The sequence below is a fragment of the Streptomyces katrae genome (assembly GCF_000717655.1).
GTDB classification, from domain to species: Bacteria; Actinomycetota; Actinomycetes; order Streptomycetales; family Streptomycetaceae; genus Streptomyces; species Streptomyces katrae_B.
Genome location: NZ_JNZY01000038.1, coordinates 13,449 through 34,866, shown reverse-complemented (window position 1 = coordinate 34,866; position 21,418 = coordinate 13,449). Strand labels below are relative to the sequence as shown.

Here is a 21,418-nt window from a genome sequence, read left to right as displayed (position 1 = left end):
AGAAGCAATGGGGAGAAGCCGGGCCGTTACTGGCCGACCACCTGTACCTCGCCCACCGACACGGTGAACGGCGACTGGCGGACCTCGGTCAGCTGGCCGGTGCGGCCGCCGCCGGTCACCGCCCAGTCCACGCTCCACGTGGACGTTGCCGTGCCCTTGTAGACGCCGCCTGGCTGCCCGGCCGACGTGGTCCGGTACAGATGCCCGCAGTCCGGCGACGGCGACATCCCGCGGCCCGCCGTGTACGGGGTACCTGGGCCCTTGCAGGTCACGCTGGACCCGTCACCCATCGCCCACACGACCGACGACACCCTCGCAGTCGCCGTCACCGTGACCCCGCCCGCCGACGCAGACGCCGTATTGGGCCCCCACGTGGTGGGACTCTGGCTCGCCCACAGCCACATCGGCACACCAACTGTGTACCGCCCCTCGGGCCGCGGACTCACGATCGCCGGGCCGGCGAGGAGCATGCTGTCCACCGCTTGCCTAGCCAGCACCTCCGGATCGACAGTGACCTCATCTGGGCTGGCCGCCCAGACGGTCGTGACCACGAAAGTCTTGTCGGGGTCATCGCTGAGCCACTCGCATTGCTGGCGATAGACCGCACCGTCTCCAGGTGCGTGCCCTTCCCAGTCCGGGCTGCCTGCTGGCGGTTGAGGGTCTTTGAGCGTGCGGGTGCATCGCCAGCGACTTTCTCCCGTACCCCGGCCGGGTTCAGGGGGGCGTGAGCCTGCCCCTTCTCCGCCGCCTGGTTCAGTCCCGGGTTGCTTGACGCAGACGGTGACCCACTTGTCTGCCCCTTTACAGACACCGCCATCCGCATGGGCTGGACCTGCTGTGGCGAGGGACAACGCAGCGAGTAAGGACAGCCCGAGCGGTACGGATGCGTGCCTCAGCACGTTCTGTCGCCGTTCGGCGTGATCTTCACGACCATCCATCGGCCGGCATGTTGCTCAACTTGCGCTACGGCGATGTAGCGCAATGGCTGGTTGGACGGATAGGGCCGCACGGTGCCTGTGCTGCGGTCGGTTGTGTGCCAACTGGAGAGGTCGAGGCAGTCGGACACCGTGGCTGTCGGTCGCTCAGCGGACAGGCTCAGAGTTGTCGTCTCGGGACGGTGGCCCGGGCTTCCCTGTTTGGCGACACCGGCCTCCAGCATGTTGGCAAGATCGGTCAGAGTCTCGTCAAGCGCACTGCCAGCAGCGAAATCAACCAGCCGTGTGTCCTTGTCGGTTCCCTTCTCGTATGCCTTTACCGACTCGGCCCAAAAGCCGTCGTAGGCGGCGAGGACCTTGGCTTTCTCTGCTGCCTGGGGGTCGGTGGACGCGGTGGGGGAGGCGCTCGGGCTGGGGCTCGCGGTCGCCCGTGCCTTGTCGTCCTTCGCGCTGCTGGTGCAGCTGGTGGCAAGTGCGGCGAGGGCCGCGGTGGCGGCCGCGGCCGCGAGCAGCCGGGTGGTTCGGGTGTGGTGCTGTCGTGCTGGTGTCACCGAGGGACCCCCGGGGCTCGTCGGATGGGTGGGTGGTGTCGTTCTCCAGGGCGGCGAAATCGCTGGTGCAACGTTTTGGGGTGCTGTGGTCCGGCGTTGGTACAGGGCACCCTACGATGTCAACGCCCCAGGTTCTATGGGGTTCTTGGGGTGCAGTTGAGCGAACGACACTTTTGCCCTGGATTGCCGCTTCGGCATATGACCGCAGGGCTGTGAGGTGCGGGAATCGCTCCGGAGGTTGGCAGGGAGGGGTGGTTGGCGGGTCGGCGCCCCGGGGTGGCCGGAACTCTTTCTTCTGGCTGATTCTTTGCTGGTGGTAATGCTTCCGGCCGCTGCTCACCGCTTTTCTCACCGGATCCGGCTTTCAGGGTCACGGTCGGGGCGGGTGAGGAGTTCACCGGCTCCGGCCTCACCCGTCCGGGCGGCACTGCGGAGATCGGAACGACGGTTCGTCGGTGCCCGGCGGGAGAGAGGCCGGCGGGCGCCGGTGGCGGGTCACAGTTCGGTCCAGCCGCAGGGCTCGCTGCCGCCGGTGAGGGGTGTCCATACCGGGGCCTGGGGCCCGAAAGCTTCGAGGTCCTCGAGAACGGCGGCGCCGAGGGGGACGCGGGTGCCCATGCGGGCGACGAGCTCGTGGTCGCTGGCCATGCTGCGCAGGTCGGCGATCCGGTTGGTCAGGGTGGTGCGGGAGGCGCCGGTGAGGATGAACAGGATCCGGGGGAAGCGGGGATAGACGCGCTGCCAGACGAGCATGGCGGCCTGGTCCCCGATGGTGCCGCGGCGGCCGGTGGGCTGGGGGGTGTAGTCGTGGAAGCGGGCGTAGGTGATGAGTTTGCGGGCCAGGCGCTCGCTGCTCATCGTGGCCCGGTCGATTTCCACGAATGCCCGGTACTGGAGCCGGCGGGGGCTGGTTGCTGTGTAGTGGAAGACGGCGTCTGCGATGAGCCGGTCCTCGCCTGCGGTGTCGGGGAGGCGGTGGGTGATCTCGGGGACCCAGTCCAGCGCCTGGTATTCGTCGCCGCGGGTGCGTGCGTCGGTGAGGAAGGCGATGTGGGCTCGGGCCCCGGTCAGGATGTGGCCGGCGCGCAGGAGGGCTGCGGCCGGGGAGTGGATGGGGGTGGGGTTGCGTCCGCGGAGCTCGGGCCATTCGGCGACGGTCTGGTGTCCGGCGGGGGTGAGGAAGTGGGCCTGCAGGCGGCCGGGGAGCGTGGCGTGGGTGATCAGCCCGTCCTCGCGTAGCGGCACGAGCACCTTGTGGATCTTGCGGGGCGGCAGGTGCGGGGCGACCATCTGGTGGAGCTGGGTGGTGGTCAGCAGTCGGTGCTGGGCGATCAGCGCGAGGGCCTGGTGGGCCTGGCTGTCGCCGCTCGCGGGCTGGAAGTCCCCGTGACCCGGGGCTGCTGCGTCATCGGCGGTGGTGGTCATGCGTACTGCTCTCCGCTCTTGCCGTCGGCAATGGTGTCGGGGGCGAGGAAGGCCAGGACCTGTGCTTCCTGGGCGAGCGCGGTCGTGGTCCGTTCGGCCAGGGGCCGGGCGCCGGTGTGGGTGTGCGCGGCCTTGTGCAGGGCTTTGACTTGGCCGGGCCGGGCAAGTCCGTCGAAGACCTCGGCCAGCGCGGGGCCTCGGACGGGGAGGGGGCCTATCCGTTTGCCGGCCACGGTGAAGGATGCGTAGTGCTGCCAGCGGGGCAGCGCGGCGATGTCGGCGGGGGTGACGGTGCCAGGCCACTGGTCGGTGATCTGGGCAATGGCCTCGACCGATCCGGCCGTGGTGGACAGGCAGGACGCGTTCTGCATGAGGGCAGCGCGGGTGGCGGGGCTGAGCCGGTGCAGAAGCTGGGTCATCCCGTGCAGACGGCACGCAAATTTGCGCAGCTGCTCGGTGATCTCCGCCAGCACCGTGGATGATCCGTGGTCCAGGCTGATCAGTTCGTCCAGGTAGAAACGGAACGGCCACCGTGCCTTCTCGGGAAGGTCGCGGCGGGAGAGGCCGGCCCGCAGGAAGTCGTGGACGATCAGGGAGATGAGCAGCCGGTCGGTGGGCCCGGTGCCGGGCGGGCAGATCCACAGCACCATGGCGTCGTCCATTGCCTGGCGGATGTCGTATCCGCTGACGGGGCATCCCAGGAAGCCTCGGACGACCGGGGAGGCCCCCAGCCGCTCCAGGGGGTTGAGGACGGTCAGCAGGCTCTCGCGGGGAAGATCGGGGAAGCTGTCCGTCCACCACCTGCGTGCCTCGTGGTCCAGGGCTGCCACGGCGGCCTGCCGGAACAGGGTGTCGGTGAGGAGCGCGCTGATCTGGAAGATGGTGGCCTGCTGCGCAGGCTTCTTCGCGGCGGCGGCGCGGGCATTGACGGCCACCAGGGCCTCAACGGCTTTGGTCAGGATGGTCAGTGCACGTGGTGCGGTGACGTCCCCCCACCCCAGGGCTCCCGCGAACGCCTCGACGACCGCCGCGCACACCTCGTGCGGCGGGCGATGCTGGCTCATGTCCAGCAGGTTCCAGCAGCCAAGCATGTCGGTGTCCTTGCGGACGGTCAGATCGACGAGCGCGACGCGGTCGATGAGGTCCTCGTGGGCGAGGTAGCGGGCGACGTCGGCGAAGCTGTCGCCGTGCGGGTCCACGAACGCCAGCCCACGGCCGTTATGGGCGCTGGCGACGGCGTGGACCTGGGCACGGGTGGTCTTGCCCCATCCCGCCTTGCCCGACTGGACCTCGAACAACGTGTCGTCCTCGTGCGTGGCCAGCAGCCGCTCCCGCCCGTCCGGCCCCCGGTACCAGCCCTGAGGCAGCAGATCCGCCCCCATCACGTACGTCGGCATGTCGCTCTCCATCAGCGCCACCCGCGCCACGGCCGTCACCGGCTTGAGGAATCCAGCGAGTTCCTGGATGTGCGCCCATCCGCCGCGGGCGGGCCGCATCACTGCGCGCGTCCACTGCTCGTCGAACCGGCCGCGCCAGGGCCGCCGGTCCGGGCCGAACCGCAGTGGTCCCAGCGACCAGCCAAGCGACGTCAGTCGCGAGGGCCCGGCGTAGACGTCCATCGCGGCACTGATGCGGGCCAACCGGGCCTGCGCGCGCCCGGCCTCGTTCGACGCGCACCGCACCAGGATCTGCACCCGCACCAGCCCGGGACGGTGGGCGAGTTTGCCCAGGACTTTCTCCCGGCCCCTACGGCGCGGCTGCGGCGACATCACCATCCGCCCCCGCGACCGGCCCTGCCACGCTGACGGGTCCAACCGTCGGCCCACGACGGCCGGAAAGCTGTCGTCGCTCTCGCGGGTCAACCACCGTGCATCGCGCTGCGCTTCACGGCGGGCCTGCGCGCGGTCGCGCTGCATGGCCTGCGCACGGCGTACGGCGAGGTGCCAGCGCGGTGCGGGGGAGAGGTCGACGCACACCTCGGCGAGGTCGCCGTACTGCGCCCGCAGATCACCCACGGCGTCCAGCAGCGGCTGCAGAGGGTCGGGGTCCAGGGGGACCTCCCGCAGGCGCGATCCCGGCTCACCGTGCAGGGTCAGCACCGCCCGCACGACGTGAGGCCGGTGCTTGTCCGCGACCGGAGCGACCTCCTGGACCTCGACACGCGGCCCGTACGGGGTCCGGGCCAGCAGTGCGTGCGCGCTGGCGGGGGCCTCGATCCGGTAGGCCAGCGCACGCTCACCGTCGGCGCGTAGCCGCACCCGCACCGACCGGGCCCGGCGCGGCGTCCACCACGGCCCCGACCCGGCCGCCCGCACCAGCTGCATCCCCTGCCGCCAGATCTGCTCACTGTCCGCCTCGAACGCCGCCGTCGGGACCAGCTCCAGGTGCGTGCGGCGTGACAGCGCCTCGGCGGCCAGCCGCCGCTGCAGGTACTCCCAGCCAGCCCAGGTGGCCGCACCGAGCAGGGCCAGCCACCAGGAATTGGCCACGGCCCAGTGAGCCACCGCTCCCAGGGCCTCAAGCAGCGAGGCGGCGGCGTGGACGATGCCGGCGGCCGTCATGTGCGCTTCCATGATCCGTTTCCGTCCTGTGTGTAGAAGAGAATGGCGGGGCGTCCGTCGAGGTGGGTCCCGGCCGGGTCGCCTCCGGCCCACACCAGCCGCACCACCGCGCGCACTTGGCTGCCGGTTGCCTCGAGGCTGGTGTCGCGGCGGGCGATGGCGGCCTGGATCCGCACCTGCGTGTATCCGGCGGTCTCCGTCATCCATGCGGCACGCCCTGCCTCGAGCAGTGCGCGCTCGTCGTCGGGCGGGAGGTCCGGGCGGCTGGCGCGGTCCAGGGCTTGCTGGATGAGCGGATCGGCTTCTGGACCGGATCCGGGAGGCGGGAGCTCCCCCGGTGTGTTCCTCGTCCGGGCTGCCAGCCCCTCCGGCCCAGACCTGCTCGGTGAGGCTGCCGGCGCGGTCGGGAGTACGGGGGTGACTGAAGCCTGCGGTGAGGCAGACGTCATGGCCGGCTGCGGGCTTATGGCTTGGACCACCGTTGCCGCCCGCGGTGCCGAGGCGCCCGTGGCGGGCCGGGGCAAACCGGTACGGGCTCCCGCATACAGCAGCATGGTGCCAGCTGTTGCCAGGACGACGGCGGCGGCGATCAGGCGGCCGCCTGTCCGCGGTGAGGACGTCATAGCAGCCTGGCCCCTCCCGCGTAGTCGGGCATCGCGGTGACGGGATCGATCCGTACGACCTTGCCGGGCCGGGGCGCGTTGATCATCTGGCCGTTGCCGAGGTAGATCCCGACGTGGTGGATGGTGGAGTCCGAGGCGGGGTTGTAGCCGTAGAAGATCAGATCGCCCGGCTGCAGCGCGCCGTACCCGGCCGAGGCGGGGATCCGCTGCCCGGCGCCGGCCTGCTCCGCTGCCGTGCGCGGCAGGCTGATTCCGGCTTTCGCGTAGGCGTACTGGGTCAGGCCTGAGCAGTCGAACCCGTTCACGGTGCGGCCGTCCTGGCCGCCGGGGGAGCAGCAGATCCCGGTGCTGGGGCCGCCGGGTCCGCCGCCGCCCCAGGAGTAGGGGAGGCCCTGCTGGGCGAGTGCGGCCTCGATGACGACGCCGGCGTTGCCCGTCGGGGTGGCCGGTTTGCTGCCCAGCGCGTCGTAGCGGTCGATGCCCGCCAGGACGTCGTCTACGTAGGCCTGCGAATGGTTGTAGGTGTAGATCGCTGCGCGGAGCTGCTGGCGGTCGGAGAGGTCGCGGCCGTTGCCGCAGAGGTAGACGGCGGCAGATGCGGCGGCGTCGTCCGCGTTGTGCGGGGAGACGGTGCCGTCGCTGTTGCCGTCCCTTCCGTACGAGCGGAAGGTCTCGGGCAGGAACTGGAAGGGTCCGACTGCCCGCTCGAACTGGGCGTCGCCGTCCCAGGCACCGCCGTCGGTATCGGTGATGGCGGTGGTGTTGCCGCCGGCTCCGGATCCGTCCAGGCGGGGGCCGGTGATCGGCGGGCTGATGTCCCCGCCAGCGCTGATCTGGTGTCCGGCAGCGTGGTCGGATTCCACGCGGGCGATCCCGGCGAGGATCTGCCAGCGCATTCCCGGGCAGTTACCGGGCTGGGCGGCGCCGGTGAGGTAGGCGGCAAGCATCCGCTCGGGGATTCCCGCCGCGGCAGCGTCTACAGAGCCACCACCGGCTGCTGGCTGGCTTCCGGCAGCCGCGGACAGCAGCGCGGGGCCGGTGCAGCACACCGCGGCGGCCAGTAGCAGCACGGCCAGGCATCCCATTTTCCGCTTCTTCACTGAGCTTCACCGCCGGGGGATCGGGCGCCGGGGTGGCGGGCGTTGATGACGGCACGCAGTCGGTCAGCGTCCGCCTGTGCCCGGGCTCGGGGGCTGTCCTTTGGCAGGGGAGCCATCGTGCGGGTGGGCTGCGGCCAGCTGGTGACCTGCCGGCCCGGTCCCGGCGGGTGAGCGGCCGGGTTGGGGGTGAACACGACAGGCGGGGAAGCGGGGCCGGCTCTTCCTGTCGCAGGCGGCGTGGGGCGGGCAGGACTGGCCGGTGATGTCCCGGTGCGGCTGAGCCCTTCTCGTATGGAGCGCACGGCCGGCTCCCACCGGGCGCCGTCTTCCCGGACCTGGTGGGCCGCGACCCGTAGTTGGGTATGTGCGTCCTGGGTGAACTCCGATGCCTTATCCCGCCCGGTGTGCAGGGTCCGCGGCAGGCCGAGCGTCGCCCCGTACGCGATCAGTGCGGTGCGGTGTGCGATGCGGTAGCCGCGCAGCCGTGAGGCGCGGGCGTGGATGCGGGTGCCGAGCAGGGGCCGGTCGGTGGAGGGGTCGTGGAGGATCTCGCCGGTCCACTGGTCCACCTTCATCTCGCCCGCGGGCTGTGCCGGGGCCGCCGGGCCGCGGCCTGCGGCCGCGCGGTGGAGGGATGCCGCGGCCGGGTGCCGGCCGGGCTTGGGGCCGATCAGGGCGGCGTGTGCGCCGCGCACTGCGATCGCCACGGGGGCGATGCCGCGGCGTCCTTCGGCGAGGGCGTCACCGATGAGCCGGCCCGGGTTGAACGGCATGCCGGTGCCGTCGCTCATCGCGGCGAGGCTGCCCAGCGAGCGCAGCCGCGCGCTGAACGCCCCGTGTGCCACCGACGTTGCGCCGCCCCTCATACCGCCCCCACCGCCTGCCTGGCTGTGCATGGCCAGGGCTGCGCCGAGTGCGCTGCTGTCTCCGGGGAGGTGGGTGCCACCGATCTTCGCGTACCGCATCCGGGTGGCCATCCGCTGGCCGAAGTTCGCGGCCGAGGCGAGCAGCCGGCGGTGGAAGGCAAGGAAGGCGAGGGCGATCGCGTCCAGGAGGACCAGGCGCTCGACCATCAGGTCCGGGCCACTGCGGGAGAAGACGACGTCCACGGTGATCCCGAACAGCGGGAGTGCCATCGCGGTGACGAAGCCGGTCGTGACGGAGACGATGAAGACACCGAACCAGCGCCACACCGACATGCGGGACGGGCCGGGCAGCATCGCCCACACCCACGCGATGCCGCCCGCGGCGGCGGCTGCCGCGTCCCCGGCCTGGGAGCCCAGCATGACCAGAGACATCGACACCACCATCATCGCGACGATGCAGACCGCGACCAGCAGCGCCGCGGCGGCGCCCACCCGGTCCCAGGTCGGCTCTTTCGCATACGCGGCGGCCGACTTCCCCCGCTCACCGGCCTTGTCCAGATCGGTGAGGAGCTTTTCGAACTCGGGATTGGCGACGGCCTGCGCCCACGGCAGGGGGCCGTCGGGTGTCGGCAGGACGGAGCCTGCGGGGGGCCTTCGCTCGCAGTAGGCGCGGGCCGGGCCGTGCACCTTGCGGCACACGTCCTTCTTCCCGGCCTTCTCGTCCTTCGTCACGCCCGACACCCACTCCAGGTGCGCCGCGTATGCGGCCTTGTCGGCGGGGTCTGCGGGGTCGAGGACCGTGCCGTACTGCAGGAGCATGTACGGCTTGACGATGAGCGCGCTGGTCAGTGCGTCCTGGATCGGTTTGGCCACGGAAGCGGCCTGGACATCGGAGTTACTGCAGGTGTCGTGAGCGGGACCAACGACCAGGTCACACGGATCCCCCGCGGGAGCGGCCTTGCCGAAGTAGCTGCTGGTGGTGATCTGAGCGACCTCGACGGCCGCCTGATGGGCCTGATCGAGGGGCCCGTCACGGCCCAGCAGGTAGTCGGGGCGAATGAACGCGCTGGCGGCGAGGGCGGCGATCACCAAGGTCAGCGCGATTTCGCCGAGCCCGGTCCCCACCTTGCCGCGTACGAACAGGACCAGCCCGAATACGAATGCCCAACCGAGCAGAAGGGCTTTGAGGCCGAGGGCGTCGACGACGTGGGTGTTGTAGGCGGTGGCGAGCTCCTGCGCGGGAGCTGTCAGTAGCCGCAGCAGGGGAAACTCGAATACGAAGCCGATCAGCCAGCAGCACAGCCCGACCAGCAGCCGGACCACAGTGAACAGGCCGCCCATCACAAGGACCTGGGTCTGACCGACGACGTTGGCGAGCATCCCGCCCTTGGCCTCGAGCTGGTAGCCCTCCAACGGCACGCCTTCTGAGCTGGGAATGTTGAGGGGGGCGAGCAGCCCGCCGCCGTCGGTCGCGTTCCCGTCGGCTGCGGCAGCGACGGCGGTGTTCGTCGCCAGGAACACGACGGTGAGCAGGACAACGAACCCGGCCGCGCGCAGCGTGCCGCGGTCGACGTGGATCCGCCTCATCGGGCCCGCCGCTCGAAGGCCAGGACAAGCCCTACGGCTCCGCCGATCGCGGCAGTAGCGAACAGCATCAGGCCGATACGCCCGTCCATCCCGGTGGGGACGACGGTGGCCGCTGCAGCGGGCCCCGTCACCGCGGCGGCCGTGCCTGTGCCGCGGGTGCAGTAGTCGTGGGCGGGGCCGATGACCAGGTCGCAGGGCTCGGTGTCCGCTGCCGCAACGCCGGGCACCGCATTTGGCTGCTCCCGGGGGTTGGCCCATGCGGCGAAAGTGCAGGTGAGGAGGAGCAGGGCGAGAGCGGCGCCGAGCAGCGGGCGCAGGTGAGCGTTCATGAAGGGGTCCCCCCGTGGGCCGCCGCGGTCGGCGTGCGGCCGGGTGTGGTGAAGATGGAATTCTTCAGCCGGGTGACGGGCGGGACGACGACCTTGATCCGGCCGGCCTGCATGCGGGGATCGCGCAGCAGCATCTCGCCCTCGCGGCCGGCCTGGCCGACGGGGGACAGGCCGGTGGTGACGAGCCTGATCAGGTCTTCGTCGTCGCCGTCCAGGCCCAGGAAACGCAGGCCCTTGGCCGCGCGGGCTTGGTCTGTGGTGCGGGTCAGGAACCGGTAGGCGATCAGCCCGGCATCCTTGCCCAGCTCCTCGACGTCGTGCGCGCCGAGGAACACGCCGGCGCCGTGCTTGCGGCCGTCGTGGAGGATCTCGTGGACCAGCGCCGAGCCCTCGGCGGAGGAGGTGAGCCAGTAGCACTCGTCCAGCGCGACCAGGCAGAACCGTCCGGGCTCGGTGAACGCCGCCTGGCGGGCGATCGCGGCGATCAGGTAGAGGACAGCCCGGCCGATGAGTGCCTCGAGGGGCTGCTGGCGCAGCACCTCGACGTCTGCGAACGCCTCCTTCGGCGGCAGCGTCAGGCCGGCGGTGGTGACCACCACCATGTCCGCGCCCAGATCTCCCTCCAGGGTGACCGGGGGAAGGTCTGGGTCGAACACCATTGCTGCGAGGGGGTTTGACCGCACGATCCGAAGGAGGTCGGCCATGGTGGCCGCCGCGTCGGCGCGTGTCGTGCCCGAGCTCTCGGCAAGGGCGGCGAGGACGTCCAGGACCTTCGCCATGGACGGCTCGGGAGCGCCGGACACTTCCTCGACGGCGTGGTGCAGCACGGCGCCTGCGGCGCTCATCGCCCCGACCCCGAGCTGCAGCGTCAGATACGACAGGGCGTAGTGCGCGCCGACCGGCCCGCCGAATACCCGCAGCGGGTCGATGGACAGCTGGGCGCGGGCGGCGTCGATGACCTGGCACCGCTCACCCATCGCGGACTGCGCGAAGCTGGCCCATTCCCGGATCGGGGTGCGGTCGATGACGATCGCCCGCCCGCCTCGGTCCACCACCCCCGCGGTGACCAGCTTCTGCAGCACGCTCTTCCCGCCGCCTAGCTCACCGACCGCGGCGCTGGACGCGGATGCATTGACCTGAGGTGCATCAGCCGGGTTCAGCAGGACGGGGCGGATCGTGCCGCTGTCGAGGTCGTGGCCGATCATCACCCCGGCCGGGTCACCGACCTTCGAGAGGGTCAGTGCCCCGCAGGCGGCCCAGTCCTCTGACAGCTGGTGCTGGGTGAACTGGCTCAGCTTCGCTGGCCGCACCGTACCGGGCAGACTCAGGGCGAAGAGGTCCTCCTGCATGCCGATCGGTCGGACAGCCCGGTAGTCGGTCCCCGACAGGGCCGCGGATAGCTCCCGGGCTCGGGCGTCGCACGTCGCCGCGTCCGCGCCCCAGACGGTGAGGACGGTCACCGACTGGACCTCGACCTCGACCGAGGTCCGTGCCATCCGTGCATCCTGTTCGGCCAGATCCCCGGCAGCATCGGGCAGCGAATGCGGCATCCCGGTGGGCTGCGCCCCGTACTGCTCGGCCTGGTCCAGCAGTTCGCGCTTCTTGCGCTGAACCTGCGCGCGGGCCTTCTTCGCCGGCACCACCCGCAGATCAGCGGTGACATCCACCGGGAACGGCAGGCCCTCCAGCTGGGCCAGGACATCCGCGCTCTCCACCGACACCGCCGGCGGAATCTCCGCCAGCACCAGGTGCGCCTGATATCCGGTCCCGGCTGCCTCGGTTTCGACCTGCAGCCACTTGCGGCCCACCGGCGACGCCGTCGCGACCGAACGCCACCACGAACGCGCACCACCAGCCTTGCGGCCCTCATCGTCCGCGGTGGGCTTCTTGTCCTGGCCGCCTTCGGCGAGGCGGACCTGGCCCAGGTCCGCGTACGAGGGAGAGCGCAGCTGTCCGTCGTGGATGCGGCTGCCGAAGAGCGGGCTGTGCTCGGCGTCGGACAGGAGCGGCTCCTCCAGCCCCCGGTAAAGGGCGTGCTGGAGTATCCACACGATCTCGGCAGGGGACGCCGGCCGCAGGCCCAATCCGCCGCCCAGCGAGCTCTGGACACGGTCGGCCTCCGCCTGGGCAGCCCGCACCTCCGCCTGCGGCACCGGTACGGGCGCGATGCCCAGGGCCCCAGAGATCTCCGCGTACAGCGCTCCGAGGGACGCCGTGGTCGTACCGCCCTTGCCGGGCAGAGGAACGGCGAGCCACACCGTCCGCTCGTGCATCTCCTGGCCGGTCAGCAAATCCACGGTGGCCGCGCAGGTCTGCGCCCACGCGGGCAGCCGCTGCCAATTGAGTCCTTCGACCATCCGCTCTGCGACCTCGCCCGGATCGGTGCGCGCGGCGAGGACGAACAGCCGCGGCTCCATGGCGGGCATCGACCGGACCAGCGAGGTGATCTTCCCCAGGAGTTCCTGCCGGACGCGGGCAGGCAGATAGCCGCCGGTCAGGGGCCTCACCCGCCACACCGCCCACACGGTGCCGGACGTCGACCACAGCAGTTGACCTGCGATGTGCCGGAAAGGAGTGAGCATCACGCCGCCCTCCGCCCGGACTCGGCCGCATCCGCCAGAGGCGGGCCAGGCCCGAACCGGCCGCCGCGCTCTCCTTCGCCGGCGCCCCCACCGCCACCAGCACGGTCGGCCTTGCCCCCGCCGGGGCCGGAACCCGGGTAAGGGTGGCGGGGGCGGGAGCAGCCTCGATGACGAACTGCCCGCGCAGCTGGGTCGGCTGCTTGTCGCGGGCGGTCCTCCCGCCGATCCGCCCGGCCGGGTGCCGCAGCAGCAGGACCAGCATGCCGAGCAGGGCGGTGAACGGGTTCTGCCCTGCGATCTGCGCCCCGCGCACGGCCCATACCGCGCACAGCCACAGCGCGACGGGAACCGGCCCGGCCCAGGACCACCACGCGAACGTCTTGATCAGCGCGAACGCCCCGCCACCGAGCACGACCAGCTGTGCGGGCGTGTACGGGCCGAAGGGCACGGTCCAGTCGCCGAGCTTGCCCAGCACCCACGGATGCCGGCGCGCGCTCGTGTAAGCCCTCGCAACGCGCGGCTGCGCGGCCGCGCTCATCAGAGGACACCGTTCTGACCGGCCGCGGGGCCGGGGGTGACGACGACGGTGACGGCACTCGCGCCCTTGGACGGGTTTTTGATCTCATCGGAGAACATCTCGGCCAGCGAGTCCCGAGAGTTGTAGATGCCCAGCGCGATGACGAGGGCGATCAGCGCTCCGATGCCTGCCTTCATGGAGAACTTCTGGCTGACCGTGACGACCACCACGGCGAGCAGAATGGCTTTGAGGCCCCCGTCGCTCCAGCGGGCGAGCGTCGCGATGAACGAGTCGCCCATGTCAGCGAACTTCCCTGCCAGCACTTCGTTCATCGGGCACCGCCCGAAACGGGCGCGGTGGCGGAGGGTGCGGTCGCGGGCGGCGTTGTGGTACCTGCCTCCAAGGCGCTGACTTCCCACCGGCCGGCTCGCGCAGTGACCTCCAGCCGGTAGACCAGCGGCCAGCGCACCCCGCCCCGGTCTTCACCGCTCACTCGGACTCGCACCCGCGCCTTGGTGCCGTCCGCCGGCACGGTGGTGCCCAGGGCGGCCGCGGAGTCCGGGGCGACGTCCTCGACGTCCACCCGCGCATACGAAGCAGCCCGCGGCGCCGAAACCCGCAGCCCGGGCGAGAGATAGCGCTCCACCCCGGTTCCCTGGCCGCCGCCGAGGTAGGAGCGGACGAACTCGCCCAGCGTCGTCGCCAGCACTCCGGTGGAAGGAGCCGGGTAGGTGAACGGCGAGGCCGGCACCGCGGCCGCGTCAGGGGCGGCAACCTCCGCCGGTGCTCCAGTGACCGTGAACTGGCCACCGTCCTTGCCACCGGTGCCGGACACAGCGAAGTACCGCACCAGCGGCACAGCAGCCGCACCGGTGTCCGCCCGGTCGCTGATCGCCGCGACCACCACCGTCCACGCGCCTTCAAGCCCGTACGCGGTACGCACTGCCACGGACTTGGCGGCCGCCGGGCCGGTGCTGTCATTGCGGGGCCGCTTGGGGAGATCGACCTCAGGGGCCAGAGCACGCACGGCGGCCGTGATGCCGTTGCTTTCGGGGGCGGTGGCGTCGGCGCGCAGCCACAGATCCATGAACATCTCGGCGACGCCTTGCGGGTCGGCCGGGGTGCGGGCAGCGTCAGTGACGTGTGGGGCGGGAGCGGCCTGGGCGATGGTGGTCCGCGGCACGGCGAGCGCGACAGCCAGGGCGAGGGGACCCGCCGCGAGCGCGGTCCAGATCCCGTACCGGGCCAACCGGGGGCTGCGGGATACGGCCCGGCGCGCGGGCACCGTTTCGGGCCGGGCGCTGCGCAGGGGCTTCGATACCGGCGCTGCCGCCGGGGGCCGGGACACGCAGCGCTGGCTGGGTGGGGGAGTGGTGGTCATCAGGGACGCCTTCCGTGGGAGAGGTTTTCGCTCTGCCCCACAAAACGGCGACGCCCTCACCGGTCGGCTCACCGCGGCAACCCCTGCCGCATCACGGGTGGACAACGCCGCAACCGGTGACTCGCCGGTGAGTTCGCGGAACCTCCCCATCGCAGGTCACAGCCCTGCGCGCTGGTTTCTCACCGCCCGCCGGTGACATCAGCGGTGAGTCCCGAACGCACTCACCGGCTGCGGACCAGGGCATGCACGTTTGCCCTGCCACCCACACCAAGTGCTCTCAAAACCTCACTCATCGACATCGCTAGCCGGGTGTCCCACAAACCCGTACCCGAGCCGCTCGTACCAGGAGGCAGCCGGGGCTTCAGGGCGGCCGGCAAGCGTGGTCCGCTCCGAAGGGATCTCGTCTAAGGGCTGTCCCGCAAAAGCTGGTCGGGCCGCCGCGACTCGGGTGTCGCGACTGTGGCAGCCTGCCGTCATGCCAGCCGAGCTGCGAGAACATGCAGGACGTCACTACGCCGTCCAGTTCCACTACGCCCTGCCGGACGATGCCTGGGCTGTGGAGCTGAGCGAGGCCGTGCCGGCGCCAGCCGCGTGGGCCGAGCACCCCAGCGCAGAGAGGCACCTGCCTGGAGCCGCCTTCTTGGTGGCGCTTGTCCCCGATGAGGATCCGGATCTGGAACCGACCGTCCACATCCACAGCCATGATGAGCACGTCATCCCCTACGAGATCATGCGCTGGTTCATGGAGCAGGTGGCCGAGCAGGTGGAACGCTGCCGCATCGCGTTCGAGCAGGACGGGCGCGAAGCAGTGGAATGATCTTGTCGTGACTGGTGTGATCACGGCATTGGAGCCGTACTGGATAGCCCCGTTCACCGGGCTGAGTCCGCGTGCCTTCGGGAAGCTGGTGACGGTTTTGCGGCGCGAGGGCGCGGACGCGGTCCGCAAGGGCCGGCCGTGGAGCCTGCGGCTGGAGGACCGGGCCTTGCAGGTCACGGCCTACTGGCGCACGAACCTGACGATGCGGCAGCTCGCTCCGCTGTTCGGGGTATCGAAGTCGGCGGCGGGCCGCATCATCGACCCTCTCGGGGCGATGCTCGCGCTTCGGCCCCGCAGACGGTTCACCAAGGACACCGTGCTCATCGTGGACGGCACGCTGGTCCCCACCCGCGACCACACCCTCGCCGAACCGTACGAGCACCGCCGCGCAGTCCTGGGGGCCTGAGGTCGTTTCACCGGTGATTCAGCGCGGGACCGATACCCGAGCCGGTGGCCGCCGCCCTGCGCTGCTGCGCCGGGTCCAGCGTGGGCTGACAGTCGATCTGACGGGCGGCCCGGGCAACCGGGCGGATGTGGTCGAAGCCACGTGCACCTGCCGGGGACGCTTGTTCTGGTCCTCGTTGACCTGGAAGCGCTTCGTCCGTGCCCACCGGCAGGACCCAGGTACCTCTGGTCCTCGGCAGCTGATGCACGATGCTCGGTCAGTGCCCTCGCGGCTCACTTCATCGGAGGGAACGTTCATGGCTTCTTCCCAGCGTGTACCGGAGGACCTGGACCGGCTCCACCGGACCAATCTGGAGGCTTTCGTCCTGAGGGCCCGGCGGGTGGAGGCGCACTCGCTGGCAGCTGACCGGACCGCCTGACGGTCCTGGCCAAAGCCGAGATACACATCAGCCTCAGAAGTCGTTGTCTTTCCGGTCGTGGCCGTTGAGATTCCGCTGGTCAGGAGTGAATTTCGCGTCGGTGCAGGAGCGTTGGGGTGCCGGGTTGCTTCTTGATTGGTGGGGGTGGCTGGTGGCGTCGGTGCTGGGGTTGCTGGAGGCGAAGGCGTCGGCCGCGCGGGAAGCGGTCGAGCGGGCGCGGGAGGCAGTCGCGAGGATCGTGGCCGTACTCGAAAAGGCCGAGCGAGTGCTCGAACGGCTGGTCATCGCCCGTGGACGGCGTGACGGCGTGACTGTCCGCTGTCACTGAACCCGGATCGTTTGCCATCCAAGGTGGACCGACCACCTGAACAGGTCTGATAGCTCCGTTGTTAGGGTCCGGTCCTGTGACTCTTTCAAATCCCGCAGCCAAAACGCGGTTCCTTGTCCTGCACGACTATGGGATGGGCGGTTCATGGTGGTGGGTCCACGCGCGGTCGGCCCGGGAGATCCTGGAAACGTTCGCATGGACCGAGGTTGTCACCAGGCAGGAGTCGGTGACCTGGGCCGAGGGCAACAAACTCGAAGAAGTCGACATCGATGCGCCACTCTTGCCTCCAGGTCTGGACGGCCTGCGGGCCGAACGCGACGTACAGCGCGGGCTTCCTGGCTTCGGCGCCCTCGCGGACAGGAGCATGGTGTACGTGCGGCGTCACTGGGACGGCGAGGACGACGGCGGCCCGGTCTACCTCATGGAGGTTGAATCGGACGGGCGCCGGACCCGCGAAGTTGAGCTGGCTGAGGACGGGAGCGGCCGCATCAGGAGCGGACCTGACGACTGGCCCTTCAACCCGCCGGTCGTCGACTTCTTCGACCCGGAGTTGGCAGGCCAGGAGATTACCCGGGAAGCGTTCGAGGAGCAGTGGGAACGCGCCGTACCCGCTTCTGGCCTGTAGCCGCCCACGGCACGTGATCGTGCTTCGATGGCCGCGAACTCCCACGCTGAGGGATGGGCCACCGCGCGCGCCGGTGTCGTCAGTGTCTGGTGCCAGGACGCCGCCCTTTGGGGTCCGGTCAGGGTCTGTTCCAGCCCGGGTGAGGCCCGGTGCCGCAGTACCACCGGGCCGACACTTCGTTTCGTGTCCCCCGCCCCCAGAGGCTGCCGGGTGACCATCGGGGTGTCCGCCGGGTTGAGCGGTCATGCGAAAGACGATCTATACGGCGGTGGCCATGTTGGCTGCCGCAGCTGTAGCAGCTCCCCCGTCGTCTGACCCGCTGGGGCCGGCCGGGCGGGGCGGGTCACCCGCGGTCGGGGTGCCAGTCGGCAGGGCCGCCCCCGCGCCATTCGATGATGTCCCCGCCCCCTGCCGTGACGTCGTCCAGGTCGAGGCCGGCCCGCCGCAGGAACTCCAGGACGTCGGCCGGCCCGTAGGCGCGGCCGAGGCCGATGCCGTCGCAGCGGACACGGCGTGCGCCCTGCCCGTCGGGCGGAAGGACGGTCACACGGTGCGCGTTGCCCGCTTGCTCGGGGTGCTGCGGGCAGTTCATTCGAGGACTCCCAGGATGGTGTCGGGGCGGTAGTGGGGGCAGATGGGGACGCCCTCGGCCAGGAGGGCGCGTACCTGCTCGGCGGTGGCCGGCGCGCAGCGTTTGCTGAGATCCCAGCAGCTCCCGGCGTGGACGCACACCGGTGGCATGCCAGCGCCGATTCCGCGTTCCACCAGCCATTCGGGGGCTCGGGTGGTGGCAGTCGGCGGGCTGCCTGGGCTTCGGCTTCCTCGGCCTCGGTCAGTGCCCTCTCCGCCCTGCCCAGCTCGCCCCGCAGGTAGGTGACCAGCGTCCGCAGACGCGGCAGGTCAGGCGGCAGCACAGACACCGGCACAGCCCCCGTACTGGGCCTGCCGCGCGGCCCTACACGCCGAACACAAGGGGTTGGCAGGAGCCCCGTACCGCGCGGTCGGGGCATGGCTTCTCTGCACTAGTCAAAGGCGAGACGCTCGTGTGGCCTTCGGGAGTCAGTCGTGCCGGGCGAGTTTGACTGCGGAGACGAGCAGGATGACGGCCAGCAGAGGGATGAGGACGGTCGGGGTAACGGTGGTCGGGCTGCCTTTTGCTTGCCGTTAAGGTCTGCCGTCGCACGGTGCTCGTGTCGCCGGAGCCCCGGAGCCCCGGAGCTTGGGTCGGGTCCACCTGAGGGTCTGCTTGAGGAAGCGGAAGTGCTCCACGTCGAACCGTCGCAAGAAGGTTTGCCAGCACCGGTCCACGTCCTCGGGGCGGGCAACGGTCCGGGGCCAGCACAGCCACACGGGCTTGTCCACCCCACCGCTGTCGACCGCCAAACCGGATCACCGTGGCCTCGATGATCGGTAAGGGGCCCTCGTGGTCGAGCCACGCCGCCCGCCGGGTCAGCCGGGGGTGCAGTCGGTCCCACGCCTGGGCGGTCGCCGTCCGTGCCTGTCGGTTTCGGTCGCGGTCACCACCGCCACTTCCGCCCGGAGCAGCAGCACGTCGGCCAGGGCCCGGCGCAGCCGGGCGACGTCCATCCGGCCTTGGTTGAGTCCGAAATACAGGGCACCGTGCCCGCGTCGGTGCTCGGGAGCGAGGGCCAGGTCCACGAGCGTGCGGACCGGGCCTTCGGTGCACAGCAAGGCATCGCACAGCTCGAACAGGCGTCGCTCCGGGACACCAGGCACGCGTAAGCTCCGACTGGCACCTTGTCACCGTCACGAACGCGTCTCGTTGAACGCCGTGTTCGACCAGTTCCACGATCCCGGCCTCCGTGCCGCATCAACCCTTCCCACAGGATCAGGCTCCGGCCCCCGTAGGTCCCGTGAACTGGGGAAACCCAGGCGGCCGACCGCTGGACCTGGCTCGTCCTGGCCGCGCACGCCCAACTCCGCCTCGCCCGCCCCCTCACACGGGATCTACGCCGACCATGGGAGCGGCCGACGGAACCGAACAGACTCACCCCAGCCCACGTCCGCCGGGGGTTCAGGAACCTGCACGCGAAGACGGGCACGCCAGCCGGTGCACCGAAACCTACACGGCCCGGCCCTGGCCGCCCGCCCCGCTCGAAGAATCGGCAGCTCGCCACCCGCTACGCCGTCGGGCGGGTCCTCGCCACCGGCGAGTCCTACACCCGACCCGCACACCACAAGAAGGGGACGAAGCCCCGGCGAACTGGATGAACAGCAAGAACGGCAGACTAGGGCTCATGGACTCAGGACTCGCCGCACTGCTGGGCGCCGCCGTCGGCTCCGCCACCACCCTCGGGGCCGCAATCGTCAACGTCCGTGCTCAGGCACGGTCCCAGCACGCCCAATGGAGCCGCCAGCATCGGCGCGACGCATACGCCGGCTACCTCAGCGCTCTCCATAACCGCGACATCGCCATGGACGCCGTCCTCGACGCGCTGCGTTCAGACCAACCCGACCTGCCCGACATAGACGAGAAGATAGGCGGCTTTATTACCCTGGCCCGCGAGGTCCACCGCGCCTGCGAAATCGTCATCCTCGAAGGGCCAGCACACCTCGCGGAAGTCGCGGAACGCGTCACCGTCGCCTCCAGCGACCTCTCACACGTCATGCGACGGATGGCCGAGAACGTCCACGCGGGAAACACCACTCACAAGGCCGAAGACATTGCCCTTGCCGCCGAACGAGAGCGGACCCTCTACGAAGCCGTCAAGGACTTCCGCCTCGCGGCCCGCAGCACCATCGGCAAAAGCAACTGATCCAGGGACTCCGAGCCGTCCCCCAGAGCATTGGGCGATCGAGGCGTTGTTCAGCCTGAAACGTTAAATGGCAAGCTTAACCCAGCTCGACCACCGTCTGGCTTCGTTCACGTCCAGCGACAGCAGTCACGAGCCCGCTGGGGGACCAGGTATCCGGCGGATGTAGCGTCCCGTATGTGGAAATCGCTGACCTGACCCCTCTCGAATCCCGCATCCGGTATGCCTTTGCACGGGGCAAAACGATGGACGTGCGCCAGGAGCACGGGGCCCCGGACCCTCCAGACATCGCGGGGCCATCCGTACGTGCTGCGGTGCTGCGCGGACTGTTGCTCTCCGGGCCGGCCGAGGACGGCGAGATACCCGCGCTGCGCCTGCGCGGGGTGACGATCAGCGGCCGACTCGACCTGGCGTACGCCGAGATCCCGTATCCGATCCAGCTCATGGACTGCGACTTCGAGGACACGCCCGATCTGAGCGAAGCGCGCGTACGCCAGCTGGACTTGCGCGCGTCACGGCTGCCCGCGCTCACCGCGACAGGCCTGCGCGTCGAGGGCGACCTCCTACTCGCCGACTGCCGGGTGTCCGGCCCGATCCGTCTGGGTTACGCCCGCGTCGAGGGCAACATCAGTGCCCCGCGCCTGATGGCCCAAGGCGAGGTCGTACTCGAGGCGGCCCAAGTGGCTTGTGCCCTCGACCTCGAAGATGCCCGGCTGCACAATCCGCAAGCCCTGGCTCTCAACGCGCCCAGCCTCAGCCTCGGCACCGTCCTCAACGCGGGTGGCCTCAGCGCCGAGGGCAAGGTCAGACTCACCGGCACCAAGGCAGGCGGCTGGATCTCGTTCATCGAGGCACGGCTTCACAATCCCGGAGGAGTCGCGCTGGGCCTCAGTAGCTGCGAGGCCCGCCAGCTCACCCTCCGCGACGCGGAGCCCATCGTGGGCGAGGTGAGACTGCACCACTCCACCTTCAAAGCGATCGAGGCCGATCCGAAGGTGTGGCCTCACGCGGTCCGACTGGAGGGGCTGGTCTACGAGTCGCTCTCACCCCGGCTACCCGCCGCCCGCCGGCTGCCCCTGCTGGAGCACGACCAAGATGGCTTCGTACCGCACAGCTACGAACAACTCGCCCACACCTACCGCGGCGCGGGAGAGGACGGCGAGGCACGGACCGTACTGCTCGCCGCACAGCGCAGACACCGCCGGACCCTGCCCTGGCCCGCAAGGCTGTGGGGACACATCCAGGACGTGACCGTCGGCTACGGCTTCAGGCCCGCCCGCGCGGTGACCTGGCTACTGGCACTGCTACTGGTCGGCGCCGTCACCTACGGCCTCCACGAGCCACCACGAGCCGAACCGGGCAAGGGGCCGCAATTCAACGCCCTCGCCTACGCGGCAGACCTGCTGCTCCCGGTCGTCGACTTCGGCCAGGAGAAGGCGTTCGCACCCACCGGCGCACACCAGTGGCTCGCCTATCTTCTGGTCGCGGCGGGATGGGTCTTCGCAACGACCGTCGCGGCCGGCGTCACGCGTAGCCTCAAACGCCAGTAGCCAGGGACTTCACAGAGGTCAGCCCGAATACGACCGCCCGGGA

General features: G+C 70.4%; 20 protein-coding genes and 2 pseudogenes. 8 read left to right on the top strand and 14 right to left on the bottom strand.

From position 1 onward, the window contains the following. Positions 1-26: 26 nt before the first annotated feature. The 11 genes from IF09_RS47505 to IF09_RS0132000 all read right to left on the bottom strand — a co-directional run bounded on the left by IF09_RS47505 (position 27) and on the right by IF09_RS0132000 (position 14,457). Positions 27-272, bottom strand: coding sequence for a hypothetical protein (locus IF09_RS47505; RefSeq protein WP_234321221.1), 246 nt, complete (start codon positions 270-272; stop codon positions 27-29). Between the two features lie 620 nt (positions 273-892). Continuing rightward, positions 893-1,486: a hypothetical protein gene (locus IF09_RS43740; RefSeq protein WP_037636576.1), complete on the bottom strand. Its 594-nt coding sequence runs from the start codon at positions 1,484-1,486 to the stop codon at positions 893-895. Between the two features lie 495 nt (positions 1,487-1,981). After that, positions 1,982-2,911, bottom strand: a complete 930-nt coding sequence (locus IF09_RS0132045; protein ID WP_030301757.1) for a replication-relaxation family protein — start codon at positions 2,909-2,911, stop codon at positions 1,982-1,984. After that, positions 2,908-5,484, bottom strand: coding sequence for a hypothetical protein (locus IF09_RS0132040; RefSeq protein WP_037636574.1), 2,577 nt, complete (start codon positions 5,482-5,484; stop codon positions 2,908-2,910). The genes IF09_RS0132045 and IF09_RS0132040 overlap by 4 nt, the downstream gene beginning before the upstream one ends. Next, positions 5,469-5,675, bottom strand: a complete 207-nt coding sequence (locus tag IF09_RS42435; RefSeq protein ID WP_051833228.1) for a hypothetical protein — start codon at positions 5,673-5,675, stop codon at positions 5,469-5,471. Before IF09_RS42435 ends, IF09_RS0132040 begins: the two co-directional genes overlap by 16 nt. Positions 5,676-6,091: 416 nt before the next feature. Beyond that, positions 6,092-7,180, bottom strand: coding sequence for an NlpC/P60 family protein (locus tag IF09_RS0132030; RefSeq protein WP_030301751.1), 1,089 nt, complete (start codon positions 7,178-7,180; stop codon positions 6,092-6,094). A gap of 11 nt (positions 7,181-7,191) precedes the next feature. Then, complete coding sequence (locus IF09_RS0132025) at positions 7,192-9,648, bottom strand: hypothetical protein (RefSeq protein ID WP_051833226.1); 2,457 nt, start codon at positions 9,646-9,648, stop codon at positions 7,192-7,194. Beyond that, positions 9,645-9,977: a hypothetical protein gene (locus IF09_RS0132020; protein WP_030301746.1), complete on the bottom strand. Its 333-nt coding sequence runs from the start codon at positions 9,975-9,977 to the stop codon at positions 9,645-9,647. Before IF09_RS0132020 ends, IF09_RS0132025 begins: the two co-directional genes overlap by 4 nt. Continuing rightward, positions 9,974-12,559: an ATP-binding protein gene (locus tag IF09_RS0132015; protein WP_030301743.1), complete on the bottom strand. Its 2,586-nt coding sequence runs from the start codon at positions 12,557-12,559 to the stop codon at positions 9,974-9,976. The genes IF09_RS0132020 and IF09_RS0132015 overlap by 4 nt, the downstream gene beginning before the upstream one ends. Before the next feature lie 537 nt (positions 12,560-13,096). Continuing rightward, the gene (locus tag IF09_RS0132005; RefSeq protein ID WP_030301740.1) at positions 13,097-13,408 is read right to left on the bottom strand and encodes a hypothetical protein; all 312 of its coding nucleotides are present in this window, start codon (positions 13,406-13,408) and stop codon (positions 13,097-13,099) included. Then, on the bottom strand, positions 13,405-14,457 hold the full coding sequence (locus IF09_RS0132000; RefSeq protein ID WP_063607456.1) for a conjugal transfer protein: 1,053 nt from the start codon (positions 14,455-14,457) through the stop codon (positions 13,405-13,407). The genes IF09_RS0132005 and IF09_RS0132000 overlap by 4 nt, the downstream gene beginning before the upstream one ends. Positions 14,458-14,932: 475 nt before the next feature. Here IF09_RS0132000 and IF09_RS0131995 point away from each other — a divergent pair, with 475 nt between their 5' ends. The 5 genes and pseudogenes from IF09_RS0131995 (at position 14,933) to IF09_RS0131975 (ending at position 17,051) form a co-directional block, all read left to right on the top strand. After that, positions 14,933-15,274: a hypothetical protein gene (locus IF09_RS0131995; protein WP_030301737.1), complete on the top strand. Its 342-nt coding sequence runs from the start codon at positions 14,933-14,935 to the stop codon at positions 15,272-15,274. A gap of 7 nt (positions 15,275-15,281) precedes the next feature. Then, positions 15,282-15,662: pseudogene (locus IF09_RS0131990) on the top strand (IS5/IS1182 family transposase); the annotation flags it as partial. Positions 15,663-15,975: 313 nt separating this feature from the next. Next, positions 15,976-16,098 carry a hypothetical protein gene (locus IF09_RS48090; RefSeq protein ID WP_267882191.1) on the top strand — a complete coding sequence of 41 codons (123 nt, stop codon included), beginning with the start codon at positions 15,976-15,978 and terminating at the stop codon, positions 16,096-16,098. An 85-nt stretch (positions 16,099-16,183) separates the two neighbouring features. Next, positions 16,184-16,426: a hypothetical protein gene (locus IF09_RS0131980; protein ID WP_158710104.1), complete on the top strand. Its 243-nt coding sequence runs from the start codon at positions 16,184-16,186 to the stop codon at positions 16,424-16,426. A 76-nt stretch (positions 16,427-16,502) separates the two neighbouring features. After that, positions 16,503-17,051 carry a hypothetical protein gene (locus tag IF09_RS0131975; RefSeq protein ID WP_030301734.1) on the top strand — a complete coding sequence of 183 codons (549 nt, stop codon included), beginning with the start codon at positions 16,503-16,505 and terminating at the stop codon, positions 17,049-17,051. Between the two features lie 343 nt (positions 17,052-17,394). Here IF09_RS0131975 and IF09_RS0131970 read toward each other — a convergent pair whose 3' ends face one another. The 3 genes from IF09_RS0131970 to IF09_RS48640 form a co-directional block, all read right to left on the bottom strand. Next, a complete protein-coding gene (locus tag IF09_RS0131970) occupies positions 17,395-17,643 on the bottom strand; it encodes a hypothetical protein (RefSeq protein WP_051833219.1) in 249 nt (82 codons plus the stop codon). After that, positions 17,640-17,783, bottom strand: coding sequence for a DUF6233 domain-containing protein (locus tag IF09_RS47500; RefSeq protein ID WP_234321220.1), 144 nt, complete (start codon positions 17,781-17,783; stop codon positions 17,640-17,642). Before IF09_RS47500 ends, IF09_RS0131970 begins: the two co-directional genes overlap by 4 nt. 717 nt (positions 17,784-18,500) lie before the next feature. After that, complete coding sequence (locus IF09_RS48640; protein WP_418953087.1) at positions 18,501-18,788, bottom strand: transposase; 288 nt, start codon at positions 18,786-18,788, stop codon at positions 18,501-18,503. Between the two features lie 153 nt (positions 18,789-18,941). Here IF09_RS48640 and IF09_RS47490 point away from each other — a divergent pair. The 3 genes and pseudogenes from IF09_RS47490 to IF09_RS0131950 form a co-directional block, all read left to right on the top strand. Continuing rightward, positions 18,942-19,283 (top strand): annotated as a pseudogene (locus IF09_RS47490) (transposase); the annotation flags it as partial. Between the two features lie 26 nt (positions 19,284-19,309). Beyond that, positions 19,310-19,828 (top strand): hypothetical protein, encoded by a 519-nt coding sequence (locus IF09_RS0131955; RefSeq protein WP_030301729.1) that lies wholly within the window; start codon positions 19,310-19,312, stop codon positions 19,826-19,828. Positions 19,829-20,070: 242 nt separating this feature from the next. After that, positions 20,071-21,375, top strand: coding sequence for a hypothetical protein (locus IF09_RS0131950; RefSeq protein ID WP_051833217.1), 1,305 nt, complete (start codon positions 20,071-20,073; stop codon positions 21,373-21,375). The last annotated feature ends 43 nt before the right edge of the window (positions 21,376-21,418 follow it).

What these genes read in the sequence shown, in the direction of transcription:
- IF09_RS0132045 (WP_030301757.1), bottom strand. Translation starts at nt 2,911, where the DNA reads ATGACCACCACCGCCGATGACGCAGCAGCCCCGGGTCACGGGGACTTC.
- IF09_RS0132040 (WP_037636574.1), bottom strand. Translation starts at nt 5,484, where the DNA reads ATGGAAGCGCACATGACGGCCGCCGGCATCGTCCACGCCGCCGCCTCG.
- IF09_RS42435 (WP_051833228.1), bottom strand. Translation starts at nt 5,675, where the DNA reads ATGACGGAGACCGCCGGATACACGCAGGTGCGGATCCAGGCCGCCATC.
- IF09_RS0132030 (WP_030301751.1), bottom strand. Translation starts at nt 7,180, where the DNA reads ATGGGATGCCTGGCCGTGCTGCTACTGGCCGCCGCGGTGTGCTGCACC.
- IF09_RS0132025 (WP_051833226.1), bottom strand. Translation starts at nt 9,648, where the DNA reads ATGAGGCGGATCCACGTCGACCGCGGCACGCTGCGCGCGGCCGGGTTC.
- IF09_RS0132020 (WP_030301746.1), bottom strand. Translation starts at nt 9,977, where the DNA reads ATGAACGCTCACCTGCGCCCGCTGCTCGGCGCCGCTCTCGCCCTGCTC.
- IF09_RS0132015 (WP_030301743.1), bottom strand. Translation starts at nt 12,559, where the DNA reads ATGCTCACTCCTTTCCGGCACATCGCAGGTCAACTGCTGTGGTCGACG.
- IF09_RS0132005 (WP_030301740.1), bottom strand. Translation starts at nt 13,408, where the DNA reads ATGAACGAAGTGCTGGCAGGGAAGTTCGCTGACATGGGCGACTCGTTC.
- IF09_RS0132000 (WP_063607456.1), bottom strand. Translation starts at nt 14,457, where the DNA reads ATGACCACCACTCCCCCACCCAGCCAGCGCTGCGTGTCCCGGCCCCCG.
- IF09_RS0131995 (WP_030301737.1), top strand. Translation starts at nt 14,933, where the DNA reads ATGCCAGCCGAGCTGCGAGAACATGCAGGACGTCACTACGCCGTCCAG.
- IF09_RS48090 (WP_267882191.1), top strand. Translation starts at nt 15,976, where the DNA reads ATGGCTTCTTCCCAGCGTGTACCGGAGGACCTGGACCGGCTCCACCGG.
- IF09_RS0131970 (WP_051833219.1), bottom strand. Translation starts at nt 17,643, where the DNA reads ATGAACTGCCCGCAGCACCCCGAGCAAGCGGGCAACGCGCACCGTGTG.
- IF09_RS0131955 (WP_030301729.1), top strand. Translation starts at nt 19,310, where the DNA reads ATGGACTCAGGACTCGCCGCACTGCTGGGCGCCGCCGTCGGCTCCGCC.
- IF09_RS0131950 (WP_051833217.1), top strand. Translation starts at nt 20,071, where the DNA reads ATGGACGTGCGCCAGGAGCACGGGGCCCCGGACCCTCCAGACATCGCG.